At 38.5% G+C, this 19,817-nt stretch carries 19 protein-coding genes; 6 read left to right on the plus strand and 13 right to left on the minus strand.

What is annotated here, in order from left to right; genetic code table 11:
- The first annotated feature begins 81 nt into the window (after nt 1-81).
- Nucleotides 82-1,224: a cysteine desulfurase family protein gene (locus ACWITO_RS11065; RefSeq protein ID WP_448530056.1), complete on the plus strand. Its 1,143-nt coding sequence runs from the start codon at nt 82-84 to the stop codon at nt 1,222-1,224.
- 161 nt (nt 1,225-1,385) lie between these two features.
- Here the strand turns inward: ACWITO_RS11065 and ACWITO_RS11070 are convergent, their stop codons facing one another.
- The 4 genes from ACWITO_RS11070 to ACWITO_RS11085 all read right to left on the minus strand — a co-directional run bounded on the left by ACWITO_RS11070 (nt 1,386) and on the right by ACWITO_RS11085 (nt 4,164).
- Nucleotides 1,386-2,483: a chorismate mutase gene (locus tag ACWITO_RS11070; RefSeq protein ID WP_448530057.1), complete on the minus strand. Its 1,098-nt coding sequence runs from the start codon at nt 2,481-2,483 to the stop codon at nt 1,386-1,388.
- A gap of 34 nt (nt 2,484-2,517) precedes the next feature.
- On the minus strand, nt 2,518-2,805 hold the full coding sequence (gene gatC, locus ACWITO_RS11075) for an Asp-tRNA(Asn)/Glu-tRNA(Gln) amidotransferase subunit GatC (RefSeq protein ID WP_448530058.1): 288 nt from the start codon (nt 2,803-2,805) through the stop codon (nt 2,518-2,520).
- Nucleotides 2,806-2,922: 117 nt separating this feature from the next.
- The gene (locus tag ACWITO_RS11080; RefSeq protein ID WP_448530059.1) at nt 2,923-3,717 is read right to left on the minus strand and encodes an SDR family NAD(P)-dependent oxidoreductase; all 795 of its coding nucleotides are present in this window, start codon (nt 3,715-3,717) and stop codon (nt 2,923-2,925) included.
- A 105-nt stretch (nt 3,718-3,822) separates the two neighbouring features.
- Complete coding sequence (locus ACWITO_RS11085) at nt 3,823-4,164, minus strand: hypothetical protein (protein WP_448530060.1); 342 nt, start codon at nt 4,162-4,164, stop codon at nt 3,823-3,825.
- A 139-nt stretch (nt 4,165-4,303) separates the two neighbouring features.
- Between ACWITO_RS11085 and lpxK the strand changes: the two genes are divergently transcribed.
- From lpxK to ACWITO_RS11100, 3 genes are all read left to right on the plus strand, one after another.
- Nucleotides 4,304-5,350, plus strand: coding sequence for a tetraacyldisaccharide 4'-kinase (gene lpxK / locus ACWITO_RS11090; protein ID WP_448530061.1), 1,047 nt, complete (start codon nt 4,304-4,306; stop codon nt 5,348-5,350).
- A gap of 75 nt (nt 5,351-5,425) precedes the next feature.
- The gene (locus ACWITO_RS11095) at nt 5,426-6,226 is read left to right on the plus strand and encodes a DUF4476 domain-containing protein (RefSeq protein ID WP_448530062.1); all 801 of its coding nucleotides are present in this window, start codon (nt 5,426-5,428) and stop codon (nt 6,224-6,226) included.
- 86 nt (nt 6,227-6,312) lie between these two features.
- Nucleotides 6,313-7,512 (plus strand): M20 metallopeptidase family protein, encoded by a 1,200-nt coding sequence (locus ACWITO_RS11100; RefSeq protein ID WP_101359556.1) that lies wholly within the window; start codon nt 6,313-6,315, stop codon nt 7,510-7,512.
- A gap of 34 nt (nt 7,513-7,546) precedes the next feature.
- Here ACWITO_RS11100 and ftsZ read toward each other — a convergent pair whose 3' ends face one another.
- The 5 genes from ftsZ to ACWITO_RS11125 all read right to left on the minus strand — a co-directional run bounded on the left by ftsZ (nt 7,547) and on the right by ACWITO_RS11125 (nt 13,972).
- The gene (gene ftsZ / locus ACWITO_RS11105; RefSeq protein WP_448530063.1) at nt 7,547-9,097 is read right to left on the minus strand and encodes a cell division protein FtsZ; all 1,551 of its coding nucleotides are present in this window, start codon (nt 9,095-9,097) and stop codon (nt 7,547-7,549) included.
- Between the two features lie 360 nt (nt 9,098-9,457).
- Nucleotides 9,458-9,652 (minus strand): cold-shock protein, encoded by a 195-nt coding sequence (locus ACWITO_RS11110; protein WP_448530064.1) that lies wholly within the window; start codon nt 9,650-9,652, stop codon nt 9,458-9,460.
- A gap of 72 nt (nt 9,653-9,724) precedes the next feature.
- A complete protein-coding gene (pafA, locus tag ACWITO_RS11115; protein ID WP_448530065.1) occupies nt 9,725-11,347 on the minus strand; it encodes an alkaline phosphatase PafA in 1,623 nt (540 codons plus the stop codon).
- Between the two features lie 69 nt (nt 11,348-11,416).
- The gene (locus ACWITO_RS11120; RefSeq protein ID WP_448530066.1) at nt 11,417-11,848 is read right to left on the minus strand and encodes a YbjN domain-containing protein; all 432 of its coding nucleotides are present in this window, start codon (nt 11,846-11,848) and stop codon (nt 11,417-11,419) included.
- Between the two features lie 93 nt (nt 11,849-11,941).
- The gene (locus tag ACWITO_RS11125; RefSeq protein ID WP_448530067.1) at nt 11,942-13,972 is read right to left on the minus strand and encodes a M3 family metallopeptidase; all 2,031 of its coding nucleotides are present in this window, start codon (nt 13,970-13,972) and stop codon (nt 11,942-11,944) included.
- Between the two features lie 422 nt (nt 13,973-14,394).
- Here ACWITO_RS11125 and ACWITO_RS11130 point away from each other — a divergent pair, with 422 nt between their 5' ends.
- Entirely contained in the window at nt 14,395-15,018 is a 624-nt protein-coding gene (locus ACWITO_RS11130) for a DUF6252 family protein (RefSeq protein WP_448530068.1), read from the plus strand.
- 28 nt (nt 15,019-15,046) lie between these two features.
- Complete coding sequence (locus ACWITO_RS11135) at nt 15,047-15,604, plus strand: hypothetical protein (protein ID WP_448530069.1); 558 nt, start codon at nt 15,047-15,049, stop codon at nt 15,602-15,604.
- Nucleotides 15,605-15,833: 229 nt separating this feature from the next.
- Here ACWITO_RS11135 and ACWITO_RS11140 read toward each other — a convergent pair whose 3' ends face one another.
- From ACWITO_RS11140 to ACWITO_RS11155, 4 genes are all read right to left on the minus strand, one after another.
- Nucleotides 15,834-17,129, minus strand: coding sequence for an aminopeptidase P N-terminal domain-containing protein (locus ACWITO_RS11140; protein WP_448530070.1), 1,296 nt, complete (start codon nt 17,127-17,129; stop codon nt 15,834-15,836).
- A 47-nt stretch (nt 17,130-17,176) separates the two neighbouring features.
- Nucleotides 17,177-18,454, minus strand: coding sequence for a hypothetical protein (locus tag ACWITO_RS11145; RefSeq protein WP_448530071.1), 1,278 nt, complete (start codon nt 18,452-18,454; stop codon nt 17,177-17,179).
- Nucleotides 18,451-18,975 (minus strand): hypothetical protein, encoded by a 525-nt coding sequence (locus ACWITO_RS11150; protein ID WP_448530072.1) that lies wholly within the window; start codon nt 18,973-18,975, stop codon nt 18,451-18,453. Before ACWITO_RS11150 ends, ACWITO_RS11145 begins: the two co-directional genes overlap by 4 nt.
- A gap of 69 nt (nt 18,976-19,044) precedes the next feature.
- Nucleotides 19,045-19,815, minus strand: a complete 771-nt coding sequence (locus ACWITO_RS11155) for a glycosyltransferase family 2 protein (RefSeq protein ID WP_448530073.1) — start codon at nt 19,813-19,815, stop codon at nt 19,045-19,047.
- Nucleotides 19,816-19,817 lie beyond the last annotated feature (2 nt).

Below are 19,817 nucleotides of genomic sequence, written 5' to 3' on the forward strand. Positions count from 1 at the left end.
TGAAATGGAAATTTTTAATCTCTCAAAGAGTTTTTGAAAATTGGATTTTTTTGAGTAGGTTTGCATAAAAACAAGATTTTTATGCGAGTATATTTGGACAACGCCGCTACCACTCCTTTGGATAAAGCCGTTATTGAAGCAATGCTCCCTTTCCTAACCGAAAACTTTGGCAATCCCTCTTCTACGCATTGGCACGGCAGGCAAGTAAGAGCTGAAATTGAAAAAGCCCGAAAAACCATTGCCGAGCTATTGCATGCAAGTCCTTCGGAAATTTTTTTTACTTCGGGTGGCACAGAAGCTGATAATTGTGTTTTATGGGGAGCAGTAGAAACAATGAAAATAGAACATCTCATCTCTTCTCCGATTGAACATCACGCTGTTTCGCATACATTAGAAGAAATCAGCCGTAGCAAACATTTGCCTCTGCACTATGTAGATTTAGATGAAAAAGGGAATGTTCATTTGGCTTCTTTGGAAAATTTATTACAAAAATATCCGAATGCTTTGGTTTCGCTGATGCACGGCAACAATGAAATTGGCAATCTTTTGCCCCTGCAAGAAGTAGCCGAAATGTGTAAGCACTACAAAGCCTACTTTCATTCCGATACCGTGCAAACAATGGGTCATTATCCTCATCATCTCAAAGAAACACCTTTGGACTATTTGGTAGGTGCCGCTCACAAATTCCATGGACCCAAAGGCGTTGGTTTTATGTTTATTCGTCAAAAATCTAAAATTCACGCATACATTACAGGCGGTTCGCAAGAAAGAAATATGCGTGGCGGCACTGAAAACGTGGCGGGCATCATTGGGCTTGCCAAAGCTCTTGAACTTGCCTATCAGGATATGCCTGCTCATCAGAATTACATCAAAGCCTTAAAGCAAAGAATGATAAAAGGCTTGCAAGAAGCAATAGAGGATATTCAATTTAATGGAATGAGCGGAGATATAGAAAAAAGTCTTTACACGGTTTTGAATGTTAGCTTTCCTGCTTCGGAAATAGGGGCAATGATGCTTTTTAATTTGGATATTGCGGGCATTTCGGCATCGGGGGGGAGTGCTTGCTCTTCGGGTTCAGAAAGCCGCTCACACGTTTTACAGGCTCTTAATACTCCACCTGAACGTCCTGCGGTGCGTTTTTCTTTTAGCCGTATGAATACCCAAGCAGATATTGATTTTGCTCTACAAAAAATTGCTGAAATTTATCAAAGCAAAACGGCTTGATGTTCCACGTGGAACATTGGGAAAATATAGCGAGCTAAATTGATTTTTTGAAAAGCTAAAAACAATTTCCTCAATCTAAAAATCACTTTAATCTTGGCAAAAAAATATGTTCCACGTGGAACATTAAAAAAGCAACTCTTATCAGAGTTGCTTTTTGATTTTTATACTTTTTCAGCTAACCTACTCATTACTTCGGTTTGCTTGCGAATAGATTCTACGTGAATGAGCTTGTAAATTTCTTGAATAAGCTCTTTGTTGAGTTTCATTTTTTCTGCCCATTGGGGGCGAGTACGGAATATTTCGTCCCATCGTTCTATCTGAAAAATGCTGATATTGTTTTCTCTTTTGTACTCACCTATTTGCTCTACCAAGTACATACGAGTAGCCAAAATTTCTACGAGTTCTCTGTCTAGTTCATCAATTTGCTTGCGTAGCTCATCAAGGCGATTGTTGAACTCAATATCGTCCGTTTTTTGCTTTCTAAAATTGAAAGAATGAATCATTTCTTCCAATTCGCTGGGGGTTACTTGTTGTTTAGCATCACTCCAAGCCTTGTCGGGGGTGATGTGCGTTTCTATCATTAAGCCATCGTAGTTTAAATCAAGAGCTTTTTGGGCTACTTTGGCAACCATTTTTCTATCGCCTGTGATGTGGCTGGGGTCGCAAATCAGCGGTAAATGAGGGAAAATTCTTTTGAGTTCCAAAGGAATTTGCCAGTTGGGCGGATTGCGATATTTGCTTTCTTGCAAAGAAGAAAAGCCTCTATGAATTGCCGCTATTTTACGAACTCCTGCTTTATGAATACGCTCAATCGCTCCAATCCATAGAGCCAAATCAGGATTGACGGGGTTTTTTATCATTACAGGAACATCTATGCCCTGCAAGGCATCTGCCAAATCTTGTACATTGAAAGGATTGACCGTAGTTCTTGCTCCAATCCAGAGAATATCTACACCATACTTTAAGGCAAGCTCTATATGTTGAGGTGTTGCAACTTCAATGGCAAAAGGCAAATCTACGAGTTTCTTGACGGTTTGCACCCAAGGCAAAGCTATTTCGCCGTGTCCTTCAAAATTACCCGGTCTTGTGCGAGGCTTCCAAATACCTGCACGCAAGGCACTCACGCCTAAATCTTTTAGTTGCAGACAAGTTGCAACGAGTTGCTCTTCGGTTTCAGCACTGCAAGGTCCTGCAATGATAGCAGCTTCTTGGTGAGGAAGCCATACGGAAAGTGGTAATATATCCAATTCAAATTCCATACATCTATGGTCTAAATTTTCGCAAAAAAATATCTTACTCTATAACTTTTGGAACACGGAAATAGTTTGCATCACGTTTAGGTGCATTGAGTAGTGCCTTTTCGTGATCAAGAGAGGGCATTGGCTCATCTTCTCTGAAAATGTTGATTTCAGTAGAAATATGTGTAAGAGGTTCTACGTGGTTGGTATCAATTTCATTGAGTTTTTCCATCCAAGTGAGAATTTTACTCAGTTCGTTCATCATAGTTTCTTCGCGGCTATGCTCAATTTCTAAGCGAGCGAGGTGTGCAATGTTGGATAAAATTTCCTGATTTATCTTCATATTTTTTCACGTTTAAGGAACAAACCTAACAATCTTTTCCCACAAATCCAAAGGGTAAAATGAGAAATTAAGCCTATGGTTGCTTGAAATTTGCCAATACTGAAACTCTTTTTAATCTTATTGCACTTTCTTTCTTAAAGCATTGGCGATAATTTTGGCTTGCCAAGTTTTAGGAAAAATCCAACGAAGGTAGCTGTATAGTTTTACTTGCCATTTGGGAACAACAAATTTTCGCTGGTTTATCATTGCCTTTACGGCTACTTTGGCGATAAACTCGGGGCTTGCGGTTAGTATTCTGCCCAATTTACCCATTTGCTCTACTCTTTCCAAAACTTCGGGATTGGTGGTTATACCACCTGGGCATACAACAGTTACACTGATATTTTTATCCTTTAACTCTTCACGCAAAGCAAAGGATAATTCTATAACATAGTGTTTGGAAGCTGAATAAGCGGCTTTGTAGGGCATTGTGAAAAGACCTGCCATACTGGCAACATTCAGAATGTAAGCGGGGCTATTTTCGGCAAGTGTAGGAATAAATAGCCTTGTCAGTTGCGTAATAGCCACCGTATTGATTTTTAATAATTTGTCCAAGAATGTTGTAGAAAGTCGCTCAAACTTATCCGTATAACCTATGCCTGCATTGTTGATGAGGTATTTTACTTTGAAATTATTGCTTTGCACAAATTCAAAAACCTTTTCAGGAGCATTGGGCTCGGTAAGGTCAATTCCTAAGGTTTGTACTTCTACTTGGTAAGTATTTTGCAAGTAATGAGCTGTTTCCGTTAATATTTTTTCAGGTAGGGCTACTAAAATGATAGGAATCTTTCTTTGAGCCAAATTTTCTGCAATAGCTTTTCCTAATCCCTGACTGCCACCAGTAATAAGGGCAAATTCTGAATTAACATTCATTATGGCGAAGTTTTCTGCAAATAAACGAAAATTTATTTGCGAAAAAAAAGACCTATAAGATTTCAATGATACTCTTATAGGTCTTGGAGCTATTTGCGAAGTTTTCTAAAATCTACCTACAATCATCTGACTTATCAAAAATCCGTACAAAATAACCAGCACAAGCCAATAGGAATTTTTGACGTATTTGAAGGGAGCAATCAGCCCACCAACGCCTACAATACTTCCTATGATTGCACTAATCCACAAGGGTTGTTGCATTTGTAAAAACACAAAGGCAATCATCAAGCCCAGTACAGGACCTACCATAAAACGCTTCGCCCAACGAATAAATAGCTTTTGGCGTTTGTAGAACCTTTCAAGGCTTTCAGCATTTGCCAAGCTATTTTCGGGGGCTACCAGCCACACACCATTGACCAAAAAGAGCTTTTTTTCTGTGTTTTTCATTTCGCATAAAATCAGTTAATTGGTGAAACCATCATTTTTTTGTTAAAGCAGAGTACAAAAATAATTAACATTAAATTAACATACAAATTTCTTGCCAAAAATTTTTTGGAAAAACGTAATTTTGTCAAAATTTTATACAATGCAATATTTACTTTTTCCTTTGGCGGTGCTATATGGCTGGATTACAGATTTGCGAAATTGGCTTTATGATACAGGTAGGCTCAAATCCATTCAGTTTGATTTACCTACTATTGGTGTAGGAAATTTGAGGGTAGGTGGTACAGGTAAAACACCTTTTATTGAGTATCTGATACATCTCTTTTCATCAGAATATCAAATTGCCACATTAAGCAGGGGCTACGGCAGAAAAACCAAAGGATTTCGCTTGGCTACCCCTCAAAGTTCTGCCCAAGAAATAGGAGATGAACCTTTGCAATTGTACGCCAAATTTGGGAATAAAATCAAGGTTTGTGTGGGCGAAGAGAGAATTTTAGCAATACCCGAACTCTTGGCTTTACACCCCGAAACGCAAATGATTTTGCTTGATGATGTCTTTCAACACCGAAGCGTAAAACCTCACATTCAAATTTTACTTACCGACTACAAAAATTTGTTCTATCAAGACTGCCTTCTCCCTGTGGGTAGGCTTCGCGAGAGCCGCAAACAAGCCCGCAGAGCCGATTTGATTATCGTAACCAAATGCCCACAACAAGTTTCAAAAACAGAAAAGGAAAATATCAGGCGAAATATACAAAAATATGCCCCTGCTTGCAGGGTGCTTTTTACACATTTTAGGTATGGAAAACCCCGCAACATTTTTAACCAAAGCGAAACCCTTTTATCAAAGGTAGCCTTGATTTCAGGAATAGCCCAGCCTCATTATTTTGAAAGAGATATGCAGGGGCAGTTCAATGTACAAAAACATTTCGTTTTTCCTGACCATTATTTTTTCAGTAAGCAAGATATAGCCATTTTTAGTGAGTTTTTGGAGCAAAACCCTGATACCTTTCTTCTTTGCACCGAAAAAGATGCTGTAAAACTGCAAAAAATGAATTTTGCGGAGAAATATAAAAATCGTGTTTTTTGTATAGGTTTGGAAGTCGTTTTTTTGGATAAAGAGGATAGCGGTTTTTTCAAAAATTTTATGCAAGAACGCCTGAAATCTTTTCAGGAAAAAGTGAGCTAAAAATCTTGGAAATCAAAAGATTTTTGCTAAATTTGGTATCAAATTTGAAGGTGTTTTTTCTAAATACACCTATTTATGCTAAAAACTTTACTAATAGCTTCGTTTTTTTGGGGAGTATCTCATTGTTTTGGGCAGTTTTCGTCTATTGCTGTGCAAAGTCTTGAAGGAGAGCCGTTTATGATGTATGTCAATGGAAATCTTGTCAATGCTACTCCTTCTTTATATGCTCGTGCCGATAATCTTTGGGACGGATTCTATTGGATAAAAATAGTTATCAATCCCCAAACAGAGCCTATTGTTTTGGAGAAAAAAATACCTTTGCTTGGCTTGAACAATCTTTCTTTTGTGCTTCGTAAAAAACGAGGCAAATACAGGTTAAGTCTGCAAGGTTTGAATGACTTTACGGGAATTTTTCGTTTTCCCGAGCCAATTTTTCGCAACCCTTTTCCGACATTTCCTAATCCACGCAGGGAAGAACCAAGCGAGGAGCCAGAATATCCTACACAGAAACCTAATCCTGAGCCACAAACCCAGCCTGAAGCCAATAAATCTGAACAACCTATGCCCACTGACCGTTATGCTATGCGTGTTCTGGATAGCGAATTTGAGGAGATTAAACGCAATATGAAAGAAGAACCCAATGATGAGGAGAAATTGCGAATCGCTAAATTTTCAATGAAAAACACAGGATATTTCTCTTCCGAGCAAATAGCTGAAATGGTAAGTCTTATTGGTTTTGAAAAAGAACGTCTGGAACTCGCTAAGTTTGCTTACGATTATGTGTATGACCGCTACCAATATTACACCAAAGTATCTCGCAGTCTGAAAACTAACGAAGCTCGTAAAGAACTTTTTGAGTTTTTAGAAAAAAAATAAAAAAAGCAGTGTTATTTCAATAAAAAGCCTCGTAAGTTCGTTTCTTATGGGGTTTCATTTTTATTTTCTTTCAAAACGACAAAAAAATGACTATCAACCCTGAAATTGTTCAAAATTTGGCAAAAGCTCATTTTGCTGATATACAAAAACATCGTAGGCATTTACACGCCCACCCCGAACTTTCTTTTCAGGAGTATAAAACTGCAGAATACATTGCAGAGCATTTGAAAAATTATGATATTGAGTTCAAGGCTGGGGTAGCGGGTACAGGGATTGTAGCTACTATTCAAGGGAAAAATCCTCATAATAAAACAATAGCTTTGCGTGCCGATATTGATGCTCTGCCCATTGTAGAGGAAAATGATGTTCCCTACAAATCTCAAAATGAAGGAGTAATGCACGCCTGCGGACACGATGTGCATACGGCTTCGCTTTTGGGTTGTGCCAAAATTTTACAAGAACTTAAAGATCATTTTGAAGGAACCGTTAGGCTTATCTTTCAACCCGGTGAGGAAAGAATACCCGGAGGAGCATCGCTTATGATACAAGAAGGCGTTTTAGAAAACCCTAAACCCCAATCAATTTTCGGACAACACGTAATGCCTCTTTTGCCTGTGGGTAAGGTAGGGTTTCGGGAAGGTATGTATATGGCAAGTGCCGATGAACTTTATGTAAAAGTTATTGGAAAAGGCGGGCACGCCGCTATGCCTGAAAATTGCGTAGATGCAGTTCTGATAGCCTCACATATCATTGTAGCTTTACAACAAATTGTTAGTCGCAATGCCCCTCCCAAAATTCCTTCGGTGCTTTCTTTTGGAAAAGTAATTGCGAATGGAGCAACGAATATTTTGCCTAATGAAGTGTATTTAGAAGGCACTTTCCGAACTTTTGATGAAACTTGGCGAAATACGGCTCACGAAAAAATGGTAAAAATGGCTCAAAGCATAGCTGAAGCAATGGGTGGCAGGTGTGAATTTGAAGTAAGGCGTGGCTATCCTTTTCTGAAAAATAACCCTTTGCTTACGCAAAAAGCGAAATCTTGGGCAGAGATGTATTTAGGAAAAGAAAATGTAGTAGATTTAGATATTTGGCTTGCGGCAGAAGATTTTGCTTACTATTCGCAAATAGCTGATGCCTGTTTCTATCGTTTGGGTACTCGCAATGAAGCAAAAGGCATTGTTTCGGGCGTACATACACCTACTTTTGATATTGACGAGCAAGCCCTTGAAATAGGTGCAGGGCTTATGGCTTGGATTGCTTTGCAGAGTTTAGAAAAAAGCCTGTAAGAAATTGTTTCTTACAGGCTTTTTTAGCAGATTTTTAATCGGGTTTATCGGTAAAAAATTTATTGTTGGTTGTAATTTGGTTATCGCCGTCTAAACTATACCGAGAAATTTCTTTATCTGAAAGTTTTACTTCTTCTAGCTGAATCCCTCTACGTTTGAATGCAGGCACATCACTTTTGTATTTGATATCTTCGGAGGAATTCTCATAGTTATTGCTCAAAGATTTAAGAATTTCTAATCGTTTTTTTGCAGATTCTTCTTCTTTGCGTTTCAGCTCTTGTTTAGCTTTTTCTTCTTCTAATTTTTTCAAATCTTGGGCTGTTTTTTCGGGTGCTTTTTCCTCCAAGTTATACACAATTTTTTCGGGTATGCTTTCTGCAATAGGTTTTTCAATGCTTACGTTTTCTATTTGAGGGCTAATTTCAAATACTACTTCTTTTTCTTTTTTCTCTATTTTCTCTTCGTTTTGGTCTTGTGTCTTTTTAGGGTGAATGGTAGGAATAGAGCTAATTTTTTCATCAGGTTCTACCAATTCTTGCACTTTTTTGGAGCCTGTTTCTAAATCGTGTATGATTTTGGTATCATTTGTTTTTTTTTCATAAGGACTATCAACTTCTCCTACAAAACCTGTGGCGATAACCGTTACACGAACAGCCTCTCCAAGGGTAGGGTCTATGCCTTGCCCCCAGATTACATTATCAGCTTCTCCACCTATTTTTTCGGTAATATAGTCCATTACGGTCGTAAATTCATCTAATCGCAGTTCTGCCTTGTCGGAGGACATTACGGAAACAAGCATTTTTTTTGCTCCACGTATATCACGATTATTAAGTAATGGTGAATTGAGGGCTTCTTCTACTGCTTTGGAAGCTCTATCTTCCCCTTCGGCTTTGGCAGAACCCATTACGGCAGTACCCGAGTTGGTCATTATGGTTTTTACATCTTCAAAATCCACATTTACATAACCGGGAACCGTGATAAGCTCAGCGATACTTTTGGCGGCAGTGAGCAAGATATTATCTGCTTGTGCAAATGCATTGGACATAGAGAGATTGCCATAGACTTCTCTCAATTTATCATTTGAAATAATAATGAGTGTATCGCAATACTTGCGTAATTCATCTATTCCTTGTTTGGCTTGTTCAATTTTCTTTTTACCTTCAAAACTGAAAGGAGCAGTAACAATACCTACGGTCAGAATACCCAAATCGCGTGAAATTTGGGCAATGACAGGAGCGGCACCCGTACCCGTACCACCACCCATACCCGCTGTTACAAACACCATTTTCGTATGATTGGCAAGCAATTCTCTGATATCCTCTCTACTTTCCAAAGCCGCTTCTCTACCTTTTTCGGGATTGGCTCCTGCACCCAAACCTTCAGTAAGATTGATCCCTATCTGTAATTTAGTAGGCACAGGGCTGGCATTAAGAGCCTGAGCATCTGTATTGCATACTACAAACTCTACATCTTTAATGCCTCTATTAAACATATGATTGACCGCATTGCTACCACCACCGCCCACGCCAATTACTTTGATAATAGACTTGCCTTGAAAATTTTGTTTGACAAATGTATAAGACATATAAAGTAAGTATTTCGGTTTAAGAGCTGTTTGCTTGCTTTGAGAAAAAGATACTTTTCCAAACTCAAAGTAAAAGAAATGTTTTGAGAAAACAAAATTTTTTGGTGTTTTTATTTTCGTGCAAGATATTTCTTTGGAATGAAACTTTTTATACCGAAATAAAATTGATTTTGAAAGTTCTTGTTTTCTGCAAATCTTTGAAAATCAGGTTTATATTAGCTTTGCTTTTTTTATGAGGTTAAAATCTTCTAAAAGCTAAATGGTGGCAGAAGCAAAAAAGTTAAGGGCAGGTTTTTTACCTGCCCTTGAACCCAAGTGAAATGTGATGTAATTCGGTATTTCGGATATATGAGGGAATACTTACTTTATCAATTTCACATTCACGGCGATTAAGCCTTTCTTGCCCTGTTCTACTTCAAAGGTTACCTCGTCATCTTGTTGGATTTCGTCGATAAGCCCTGAAACGTGAACAAATACATCTTGCTGAGTTTCAGCACTTTTAATGAAACCGAAACCTTTGGTTTCATTAAAAAATTTTACTTTTCCTTTTTGCATTGTAATTTGAAATAAAAATGTTTATGCACAAAGGTACGCCGAATAATTGGCAAAACCAAAGAATTTGGGTTTTTATTTCAAATTTTTTAGCAATGCTTCAATAGGGTTGCCTACACAACCATTGGGCTGAAGCAAATTGAGCATTGCGGCAAGTGTAGGGGCAATATCAGCAATATGAGTACGTTGGGAAGTTTCGCCTTTGGGTGTTTTCCAGCCAAACCAAAGCAAAGGCACTTGGGTATCGTAATTGTAAAAAGTGCCGTGAGTTGTGCCTCCTTTGTTAAAACCATAATACCAAGCAGGTTTGAGCAGTATCATTATCTCGCCACAACGTTTGGGGTGATAGATATTTTTCACCATTGAAGCATAATAGTCGGGCAAGGCTTGTTCTATTTCATTATCCCACAAATTAACAACATTATACACTTCGGGCTGGCGAAGTAAGGTTTTTCGTACTACTTCGTAAATTTCTTTTACACTTACCTTTTTTTGTTCCAAAAGGCTATGATTGAGATATAATTGCTGGTTTTCGGTGTATAAAATCCATTTCCCTTGTCCGAATTTTTTTTCTATGGATTCTTGCAAAATTTGCAAATGATTGCTACCAGAGGCAGAGCCTGCGGGGATTTTGTTTTTTTGTGAAAAGCCTGCTACATCGGCTACGCCGTGGTCGGCGGTAAGAAATAGTAAGTAATTATCTTTACCAAATTCTTTATCAAGAAATGCCAAAATATCGCCAATTTCTTGGTCTAAACGTACATACATATCCTGATTTTCAAGGGAAAAAGGACCAAAACTATGCCCTGCAATATCGGTAGAAGAGAAGCTAATGCAAAGAAAATCTGTTTCTGAACCTTTGCCGAGTTTTTCGTTTCGGATAGCCTCCAAAGCAAATTCTTTGGTAAGCGTATTGCCCCAAGGAGAGCTGGCAAGTAGGCTAAAAGAATTGATTTGATGCGGGAAAACAGCATTTTTTTCTCCTTCCAAAGGTCTTTCATAGGACTGGTTATCTTCCTCAGCATTTTTGTAATTGCTTGGGGCTTGTAGAGTTTGCCAAGTTTGCAGTAGTTGTTTGGCTCTGCCCGACTGATTAAACTTTTTTACCCATTCGGGCAAATCTTGCATATAGTAATTACTGCTTATCCAGTTGCCTGTTTGGCTTTCGTACCAATAGGCGGCATTGGCGGTGTGTCCTGCGGGCAGAATAGCCCCTCGGTCTTTAATGGCTACACCAATCACTTTGGAACGAAATTGTGTGGCAAGTCGCAGTTGGTCGGTGATAGTGCTTGTAAGCATATTGCGAGGCGACATCTTGCCCGCAGAGCCATTTGTTCCAACCCCCTGCACAAGGCTATCTTCTACTACATACGTGAGCTTTCCTGAAAGTTCGTACCACTCATTGCCTACAATGCCATTGATAGCAGGAATAGAACCCGTGTAAATGGCGGCGTGTCCGGGTCCTGTATAAGTTGTAGCATAATGATAATGATTGTTTTTACAATGGAAACCCTCTTTCAATAGTCTTTTGAAGCCTCTTTCCGAGTAGCTATCGTAATAGCGATAGAGGAAATCATAACGCATTTGGTCAATAACAATACCTACTACCAATTTGGGTTTAGCAGGAACTTGAATTTTCTGTGAAAAACTTACTTGAAAACTTACAAGTAAAATGGCAAAAACAAAAACTTTTTTCATAAAGCAAAGGGGTTGAAGGGGTTGTTTTGCAATAAAAAAAGGCAGAACATTCTGCCTTTTGGGTTGGGTTTATCTACCAAAAAATTGTTGTTTGAGTTGGTCATCAAGCGTATCAGCCCACCATTCCAAATCGGCGATGCAAGTAGAAACTTCGTCATAATCAATGCCTTGAATATCACGCTCATAAGTCGCATACACGGTATCGGAGCCGGGCATAATGGTAAGTTTTACGCCGAGCTTAGAGTCGTTGAGCTCTAGTAAGTGGCGATAAAAACGAAGTTCTTCGTGTTTAGGCACTTGCATCAAAGGGGAAAAAATACGCAAGAAATGCCTTTGCGTGCCATCTTTCATTGGAATAGCTTGAATGAACACTTCAATTTTAGCAGAGCCAATTGTCCAGTACCAGGCTCTACGTTCGGGGTTGTAAGTACCCTCTTTGGTCAGACCTACCGATACCACGTAACGGTCAATCATTGCTTCTACTTGCTCGCGAGTAGTCATAATTGCGGTTTTTGGGTGAAAGAAAAATTAAACAGATTGTTACAAATCTAAATTTTTCTTACATTCTTTCAAAAATTTTGATAAAAATATTTTTCAAAGTAAGCCTGCACGCTTCAAAAGGGCTTTGGGGCTGGGTTCTTGCCCACGAAAACGCTTGTAAATTTCCATTGGTGGTTCGCTTCCACCTTTGGAAAGCATTTCTTTGAAACGATTAGCGGCTTCTTTATTGAAAATTCCTTTTTGCTCAAAGAGTTCAAAAGCATCGGCATCTAATACTTCAGCCCATTTGTAGCTATAATATCCCGCCGAATAGCCACCTGCAAAAATATGATTGAAGGCAGAGCTTGTACTAATTCCCTCTACGGCAGGAAATAAGTCCGTTTTACTGATAGCTTGCTTTTCAAAAGCCAATATATCTTTGATTTCGCCATTATCTTTGCCGTGCCAAGCCATATCCAGCATAGCAAAAGAAAGCTGTCGCATTGTAGCATATCCTTCCATAAAATTGGCGGCTTCTCGCAATTTTTTTACCATTGAGGTAGGAATTACCTCGCCTGTTTGGTAGTGCTTGGCAAAAGTTGCAAGCACTTCGGGTTCTTGTATCCAGTTTTCAAAAACTTGGGAGGGTAGCTCTACAAAATCCCAAGCCACATTTGTTCCTGAAAGGCTTTGGTAAGTAGTATTGGCAAGTATTCCGTGCAAGCAATGTCCAAATTCGTGAAAAAGGGTAGTTGCTTCCTGAAACGTAAGCAGGGAAGGTTTGGTATCGGTAGGGCGAGTAAAATTGCAGGTAAGCGAAACGTGGGGGCGAATGTTTTTCCCTTTGAAAATCTTTTGCTCTCGGTAGCTGGTCATCCAAGCACCGCTACGTTTGCCTTCGCGTGGAAAAAAGTCGGTATAGAGAATAGCAAGAAAATTGCCGTTTTCGTCATATACTTCATAGGTTTTTACTTCCGAATGGAATACAGGGATATTTTTTACTTCTTTGAATGTAAGTCCGAACAACTTGCCAGCTGTATTGAAAGCCCCCTGCAATACATTTTCCAGCTTGAAATAAGGTTTCAGAGCTTCATCATCAATGTTGAACTTTTCTTTTTTGAGTTTTTCTGCATAATAGGCATAATCCCAACGTTGCAGGCGATTTTCGGGAAAACCTTGCTTCTTGGCATATTCTAGTAGCTCTTGCATTTGCTTTTCGGCAACAGGTTTGGCGTAGGTGTAGAGTTCTTCTAAGAATTTATTGACATTTTCAGGGCTTTGAGCCATTCGCTCTTCCAATACAAAATGAGCGTGAGAGGCGTATCCTAAAAGTTTGGCTCTTTGGTGGCGAAGGCTCACAATTTCACGCATTACCGAGCTATTGTTGTTCTGATTGTTCTTGAAGGCTCTTGTGTTGTAAGCCATAAAAAGTTTTTGTCGTAAATCTCTACGAGCCGAATAGGTCATAAAAGGAGTATAGCTGGGTGCTTGTAGGGTAAATACCCAACCTTCTTTGTTTCGTTTTTTGGCATTGGCTTTGGCGGCTTCGCGTACAAATTCGGGTAAGCCTTCCAAATCTTTTTCATCAGTAATTTGCAAAAGAAATTCGTTGGTATCGTTCAAAACATTTTCGCCAAACTGCAAGGTAAGCTCTGAAAGGCGTTTGTCTATATCTCGTAGAAGTTGCTTTTGGCTTGGGTTCAGGTTGGCACCATTTCGTACAAAGCGTTTGTAAGTTTTTTCCAAAAGCATCTGACTTTCTTTATCCAAATTGAGCTGATTACGCTTTTCATAAACGGCTTTGATACGCCAAAAGAGTTTTTCGTTCAGTAAAATATCATTTTGGTATTCAGAAAGCATTGGAGAAACTTCTTTGGCGACTTTTTGCAACTCAGGGGAGGTTTCTGCCGAGTTGAGGTTGAATAAAATGGTAGAAACCCTGTTCACCAGCTCACCTGCATTATCCAGAGCTACAATGGTGTTTTCAAAAGTAGCAGGTGCAGAATTGCTTGCTATGGCTTCAATTTCTTTTTTCCCTTCCTGAATAGCTTGCTCCAAAGCGGGTTTGAAATGTTCAGTCTTGATTTTATCAAAAGGAACTACTTGATGTGGAGTGTTCCATTCTTCTAAAAGCGGATTGTTCATAATTTTTGCGTTTTGAGAATACAACGAAAAACCTGAAAAAATAAGCGGTAGGAATAAAAACTTTTTTAGCATAAGCATTGCGTTTTTGAACCATACAAAAGGAAGCCTAAAAATAAAAAAAATTATCCACTTTACAGTGTAAATTGTTTTTTAGGAGCGAGTAAAAGTTTCTCACGCTTTTGAGGAAAGAGATTTAGGGATAAAAACTTTCTTGAATCAATTGTATTCGGGCATAATATCAAAACTCAAAATAAAATCTTTTAGCTAAAATAAAGTCTTTGAAGATTTTTTTCATTTCCAGTTGATAAAATTTAATAATTTTTTCATATCTTTCTCTGAAATTTTTTTTAGTGTTTTTACGTAGAAAACAATAGAAGTTCTTGCTTCTGTAATTTTTTGTTTAATCTTTAAATTTTAGTTTTATGTTGTACAAAACCCAAACCTGCAAAGAAAGCCGAGTCGCTCTTTTAGAGAGGCGTACTTGGGGGTGGAGGCTTTTAGCCTATGCTCTTTTATTTTCCCTTGCCTCTTGCAAGTCTTGCAAGAAAACCGTTGACCCCTTACCCCCTGAAACCCAAGAAGGTAAAAACACTTTTGGCTGCCTGATTGATGGCAAACCTTACATACCTGATGGCAGCGGAGGTTTTGGTGGAGCTGAGCCTGTTACTGGTGGGTATTTGACAAACTATTGTAATGGCAGAGAATTGCATGTATGGATTAGAACTTACAGAAAGGATGGTTGGGATTTTAGTATTTATTTAGAAAATGTTGGTAATAAAACAGGTAAGTATCCTCTGAAATACACAACACCTGGTGCTCCTACGGTTTTATGTCCACCTAATCACGCTATTTTCTACAAATACATTAGCCCTTCGGAAACTGCTGTATATGCAACCGACAGCGAATATACAGGCGAGGTAACTATCACGCGTGCCGATACGGTAAATAAAATTGTTTCAGGCACTTTCTTTTTCAAGGCTCGCAGACCAGCCACTGGCGAAATCATTGAAATTACCAATGGTCGCTTTGATGTACAAAATCAATAAACATTCAAAATCTAAAACTTAAAAATTTATGAAACGATATCTCATTTTCATTTTTTGGCTTTTGTGTTTAAGCTCACAAGCACAGGTCAATCAAGCTCAAATAGATGCTATCATTCCTAAAGAAAAAGTAAAAACAGGCATACTCTACAATCGTGTAATGCCTTTTGCAGGTTTGCAAACATTCGGGCAAAATGGTAGAAAAGATACTTCTCATTACGAGCATTTTATACAAGCGTATTATGAGTTGTATCAGGCTTCTTACAACAACAAAGAAATGCTTAGGTTGGAGCAAATCCGTAACTGGATACGCTACAAATCAGAAAGAAATATGCTTCTTTTGGGGCTGATTCATTATAATTTCAATTATTCCGAAGACTTATCTTTGGATAAAATAAGTCAGGAAGGTTTTACCCCCCCCCATTCTAATAATCTGAAAATCAGAGATTTAACTACTTTTGTTGTAGCACCTCTTTCTAAAACTCCTCTACAAGCAGGTAAACCCATAACAGTAGAGTTACACGAAAAATTAATTTTCAGCAATACTACTTCTTCAATAGTTTATATACAACGTGAGTTGCAAGATTAAAAATTTGATTATCAAGTTTTTATTTTTAATAACTTAAACCATCCCTTATTCCCCTTGAAAAGGATGGGAGATAATTATACCTAAAATTTTGATTTTCAAGCGTATAGCTCGCAACTCCTTTGGAGAAGGGCTGGGGGCGAGGTTAAAAAACACAATATTGCAAAAACTATCAAATTTCTTAACAAATTGTATTTCAAATACTTTGTACTTATCATTTACGCTGGTATGTTTAAGGCTTGCTATTCATAATTTCTTCAATCTCTTCGGCTTCAATAGGGATGCTTTCCATTAGGTCAATGTTGCCGTCTTCGGTAATGAGAATATCGTTTTCCAAACGAATACCGATACCTTCTTCGGGAATATAAATACCCGGCTCGCAAGTGAAAACCATACCTGCATCAAAAATACGATACTTACTGCCTACATCGTGTACATCTAAACCCAAAAAATGCGAAGTGCCGTGCATAAAATACTTTTTGTAGAGTGGGTGTTCGGGGTCTTGCGATTCTACTTCGTGTTTTTTGAGTAAGCCCAAACCTATGAGTTCGCTTTCCATCATTTTTCCTACTTCTTTGTGATATTTTTCCAAATTATTGCCCTTTACAAGCATAACTCTTGCCCCACGCATTACACGTAAAACTGCGTCATAGACTTCTCTTTGGCGGGGTGTAAAACGCCCATTTACGGGTACGGTACGAGTGAGGTCTGAGGCATAATTGGCGTATTCGGCGGCTACATCAAGCAAAACCAAGTCGCCGTCTTGGCATTGTTGGTTATTGGCGTTGTAGTGCAAAACGCAAGCATTTTTACCTGAGGCAATAATAGGCTGATAAGCAAAGCCACGTGAGCGATTTCGTATAAATTCGTGTATCAATTCGGCTTCAATTTCATATTCCCACACACCGGGCTTGATGAAATTGAGTATTCTACGAAAGCCTTTTTCTGTAATTTGGCAAGCCTTTTTCATCAAGAAAATTTCCCAAGACGATTTCACAGCACGCAAGCGGTGCATTATGGGAGCTATACGTTTGTAATTGTGCAGAGGGAATTTTTCTTTGCAATATTTAATGAAACGAGCATCACGAGTTTCTACCTGAATAACCGCTCGGGTATGTTCGTTGGTATTGAGGTAGATATTTTCAGATTCAAAAGCGAGCAGAGAAAGCATTTTTTCAAATTCGCTCAGCCATTGTACATTTTGTATGCCCGAAATTTCGCGAGCCTCGTCCTTACTGAGTTTTTTACCTTCCCAAACAGCAATGTGTTCGTTGGTTTCTTTGATAAAAAGGATTTCACGCATTTTTTTATCGCGAGCATCAGGGCAGATAATCAGAATGGTATCTTCTTGGTCTATGCCTGTTAGGTAGAAAAGGTCGCTATTTTGGCGAAATGGCATAGTGCCATCGGCATTGGTGGGCATAATATCGTTGGAATGAAACACCGCCAGCGATTCGGGATAGAGTTTGTTGGCAAAATTTTTACGATTTTCAATAAAAAGAGCCTGCGGAATGGGTGCGTATCTCATAATTGTAAAGATTTATGGAGGCAATTTTAGCAAAAAATAAGCAGAAATCAATTTTTTCGTAAATTTTTGATTTTCTTTTGAAGCCAATTTTCCCAAAACACAGCCAGCCAAAACCAAAGCACCCACGAAAACCCCACCCGATAGCGGCTCAAAGTTCCAAAATTTGGCGAAGAAAGCCCTAAAAAAGTTGCCATAAGCCCTACAAATAGCAAAGAAGCTATCAGCAAAGAAATAGCTAGTCTCACTTCGTCTTTATTCCCCCTCTCCAAAGGAGAGGGGGCAAGGGGGTGAGGTGCAAAAAAAGTTGTCCCAATTATCAATAGCAACAAAAGCGTATTTTCTATGCTTGCCAGTAGCATAGCTACATTTTTAGTTTGCCAAGGCAAAGGGGCAAAAACTCCAAGCCAAGTGCCTTTGTAACTATTGAGCAGACAAGATTTCCAAGTAGGCTCTAAATCCAAATTTACGGCAGAGCCTTGTGGAGAGGCTTGTAGCGTGATTTGGTAGTTTTCGTGTAGGGCTTTTGGGAAAAAATCCCAATGCAGATTGGGGTGTAAAAAAGAAAGTAACCCAATAATGATTAAAATTAGCAGAGAGGAAGCCCATTTCAATTTTTTTGTAAAATTTTCACTTTGCCAAAAAGAAATCCAGCGTTCTGCCAGTAGAGCAAAGGCAATACCGAAGGCATAATAATACTTTGCTTTCCAAAGTATAAAAAACAAGCAAATGATGATTATACTACGCCAAAACGCTTTTTGGTGCAGATAAAATATCTGCAAATGCAGAGCTACCATTCCCCATATACACGTCAGGAGCCAAATTTCTTTGGAAGTCCCCGAAGTCCAGAAGGAAATTGAAGGCAAGTATATTATAACATAAACGGATATTTTCAGTTTGGGAAAGAGTTTTAGCAAAGTTTCTGATAGATGATAAGAGGCAATAAGATACAAAAGCAAAGCAAACATACTGCTCAGTAGCCAATTTTTTTGAGCCAAAAAGACAAAAAAGAAAAACAATTTGGCAGTAAAAAAAGCACGAGGTTGTTCGGAAAAATAAAATAATTCGGGTTTGTGAGGCTCATAAAAAAAAGTTTGCCCAAAATCATTCAGATTTTGCCAAAATAGGTCGTTGAGTTGGCAGGCATCTAAAAAAATAAGCCAAAAATCCCACTGATAGTGTGAGTAGTATTTTTGATGAACATAAAAGAAAAACCACAAAAAGGCTAATTTGTACAAAAAAAGAAAAGCCCACAAATTTCTTTTGGGGGCGGGTATTTTCCAAAGCAGAATACTACAAAGTGCTACAAAAATAATCCAGCCAATCATTGTAAAGAAACATTACGAAAACCAGCTATTTGGGCTACCCATTTAGAGGGTATTTTTTGGGTGAAATTGTTGTAGTATTTGAGGCTAAAAGCATATTTGCGGTAAAGTTGTTCGGTTTGGCTTTCAGATTTTTGCAGTTCAGTGGCTTTGTTTTGAATATTTGTATCTTGCAAGAGTTCGGTTACACTGCGAGTAAGTTCTTGCATTACTGCAATTTCTTTTTGTAAAGATTTTTCGGCTCGCAGGCGTTCTGCTACGGAAACATCAATGCCCTGAATGGTGCTACAAAGTTTTAGCACAAGGTCGTAAGTATGCAGAAAATCGCCTTTGGCGTGAATCAGATTGGCTAATTGAGTAGCTAACTGAGCTTTTTCTTGAATGGCTTGCAAGTAGTTTTCAAAATTTTCTTCAAGTGTTTTTTTAGTGCGTTTGAGCGTATTGTAGCTCAGAAGCACTACCAAAAATAGCAAACTAAATAGTGCCAGCAGTACAGGAAATAGACCTATGGGTTCAAATTTCATAGCTTGAAATAGTTTTATCCAAAAACACTACAAAGCTACACTTGTTTTCGTAAAATTGTAAAAATTCTGTTATTTTTCCTTGAATTTTCTTGATAACTCTCTGATTTTTAGATATTTTACAAATGTTGCGAAAGCAGAAATCGCACAAACCACAAAGCCATAATAGCCATCTAAAAAACCTAAACGCAACACATAGCTGTAAAAAAATTTCCAAAGGGGATTGATAAAAAGTTTGTAAAGAGGAGCTTTTTTACCATTTTTTACGAGTGTTTCAGCCATTATACTCGTAAAATGATTGAGTTGGGCAATGTGTTGTGGAATAGAATAGTAGCTGTAATGGAGAATATCGCCATTTAGTTTGCCCACCGCCGAGTTTTTGTTTTGCATCTGAATATAATCGTGAGGATTGATACCAGCCCAGTAGGCTTTTTTTCTATGAAATAGTCGTATCCTTCTATCGGGATACCAATCGGTGTGGCGTATCCATTTGCCCAAATAGTTTGTTAGGCGAGGCATTGAAAAGGCATCGGCTTGTAGGTTTTCTTGTTTTTTTAGTGAAAGAATTTCGTTGGTGAGTTTTTCGGAAAGGGCTTCGTCGGCATCAAGGGAAAGAATCCAATCATAGGAGGCTTGGGCACTGGCAAAATTTTTTTGTTCTACATATCCCAAAAAGGCTTGCTGAATAAACCGGACTTGGTATTTATGGCAAATTTCAGCCGTTTTATCCGTAGAAAAAGAATCTACTACCACAATTTCATCGGCTACGGCTTGCACCGATTCCAAACACCGCTGAATGTTTTGCTCTTCGTTGAAAGTGATGATAACAACAGATAGCTTCATAG

This window comes from Raineya sp. (assembly GCF_053497555.1).

What these genes read in the sequence shown, in the direction of transcription:
- ACWITO_RS11065 (WP_448530056.1), top strand. Translation starts at nt 82, where the DNA reads ATGCGAGTATATTTGGACAACGCCGCTACCACTCCTTTGGATAAAGCC.
- ACWITO_RS11070 (WP_448530057.1), bottom strand. Translation starts at nt 2,483, where the DNA reads ATGGAATTTGAATTGGATATATTACCACTTTCCGTATGGCTTCCTCAC.
- gatC (WP_448530058.1), bottom strand. Translation starts at nt 2,805, where the DNA reads ATGAAGATAAATCAGGAAATTTTATCCAACATTGCACACCTCGCTCGC.
- ACWITO_RS11080 (WP_448530059.1), bottom strand. Translation starts at nt 3,717, where the DNA reads ATGAATGTTAATTCAGAATTTGCCCTTATTACTGGTGGCAGTCAGGGA.
- ACWITO_RS11085 (WP_448530060.1), bottom strand. Translation starts at nt 4,164, where the DNA reads ATGAAAAACACAGAAAAAAAGCTCTTTTTGGTCAATGGTGTGTGGCTG.
- lpxK (WP_448530061.1), top strand. Translation starts at nt 4,304, where the DNA reads ATGCAATATTTACTTTTTCCTTTGGCGGTGCTATATGGCTGGATTACA.
- ACWITO_RS11095 (WP_448530062.1), top strand. Translation starts at nt 5,426, where the DNA reads ATGCTAAAAACTTTACTAATAGCTTCGTTTTTTTGGGGAGTATCTCAT.
- ACWITO_RS11100 (WP_101359556.1), top strand. Translation starts at nt 6,313, where the DNA reads ATGACTATCAACCCTGAAATTGTTCAAAATTTGGCAAAAGCTCATTTT.
- ftsZ (WP_448530063.1), bottom strand. Translation starts at nt 9,097, where the DNA reads ATGTCTTATACATTTGTCAAACAAAATTTTCAAGGCAAGTCTATTATC.
- ACWITO_RS11110 (WP_448530064.1), bottom strand. Translation starts at nt 9,652, where the DNA reads ATGCAAAAAGGAAAAGTAAAATTTTTTAATGAAACCAAAGGTTTCGGT.
- pafA (WP_448530065.1), bottom strand. Translation starts at nt 11,347, where the DNA reads ATGAAAAAAGTTTTTGTTTTTGCCATTTTACTTGTAAGTTTTCAAGTA.
- ACWITO_RS11120 (WP_448530066.1), bottom strand. Translation starts at nt 11,848, where the DNA reads ATGACTACTCGCGAGCAAGTAGAAGCAATGATTGACCGTTACGTGGTA.
- ACWITO_RS11125 (WP_448530067.1), bottom strand. Translation starts at nt 13,972, where the DNA reads ATGAACAATCCGCTTTTAGAAGAATGGAACACTCCACATCAAGTAGTT.
- ACWITO_RS11130 (WP_448530068.1), top strand. Translation starts at nt 14,395, where the DNA reads ATGTTGTACAAAACCCAAACCTGCAAAGAAAGCCGAGTCGCTCTTTTA.
- ACWITO_RS11135 (WP_448530069.1), top strand. Translation starts at nt 15,047, where the DNA reads ATGAAACGATATCTCATTTTCATTTTTTGGCTTTTGTGTTTAAGCTCA.
- ACWITO_RS11140 (WP_448530070.1), bottom strand. Translation starts at nt 17,129, where the DNA reads ATGAGATACGCACCCATTCCGCAGGCTCTTTTTATTGAAAATCGTAAA.
- ACWITO_RS11145 (WP_448530071.1), bottom strand. Translation starts at nt 18,454, where the DNA reads ATGATTGGCTGGATTATTTTTGTAGCACTTTGTAGTATTCTGCTTTGG.
- ACWITO_RS11150 (WP_448530072.1), bottom strand. Translation starts at nt 18,975, where the DNA reads ATGAAATTTGAACCCATAGGTCTATTTCCTGTACTGCTGGCACTATTT.
- ACWITO_RS11155 (WP_448530073.1), bottom strand. Translation starts at nt 19,815, where the DNA reads ATGAAGCTATCTGTTGTTATCATCACTTTCAACGAAGAGCAAAACATT.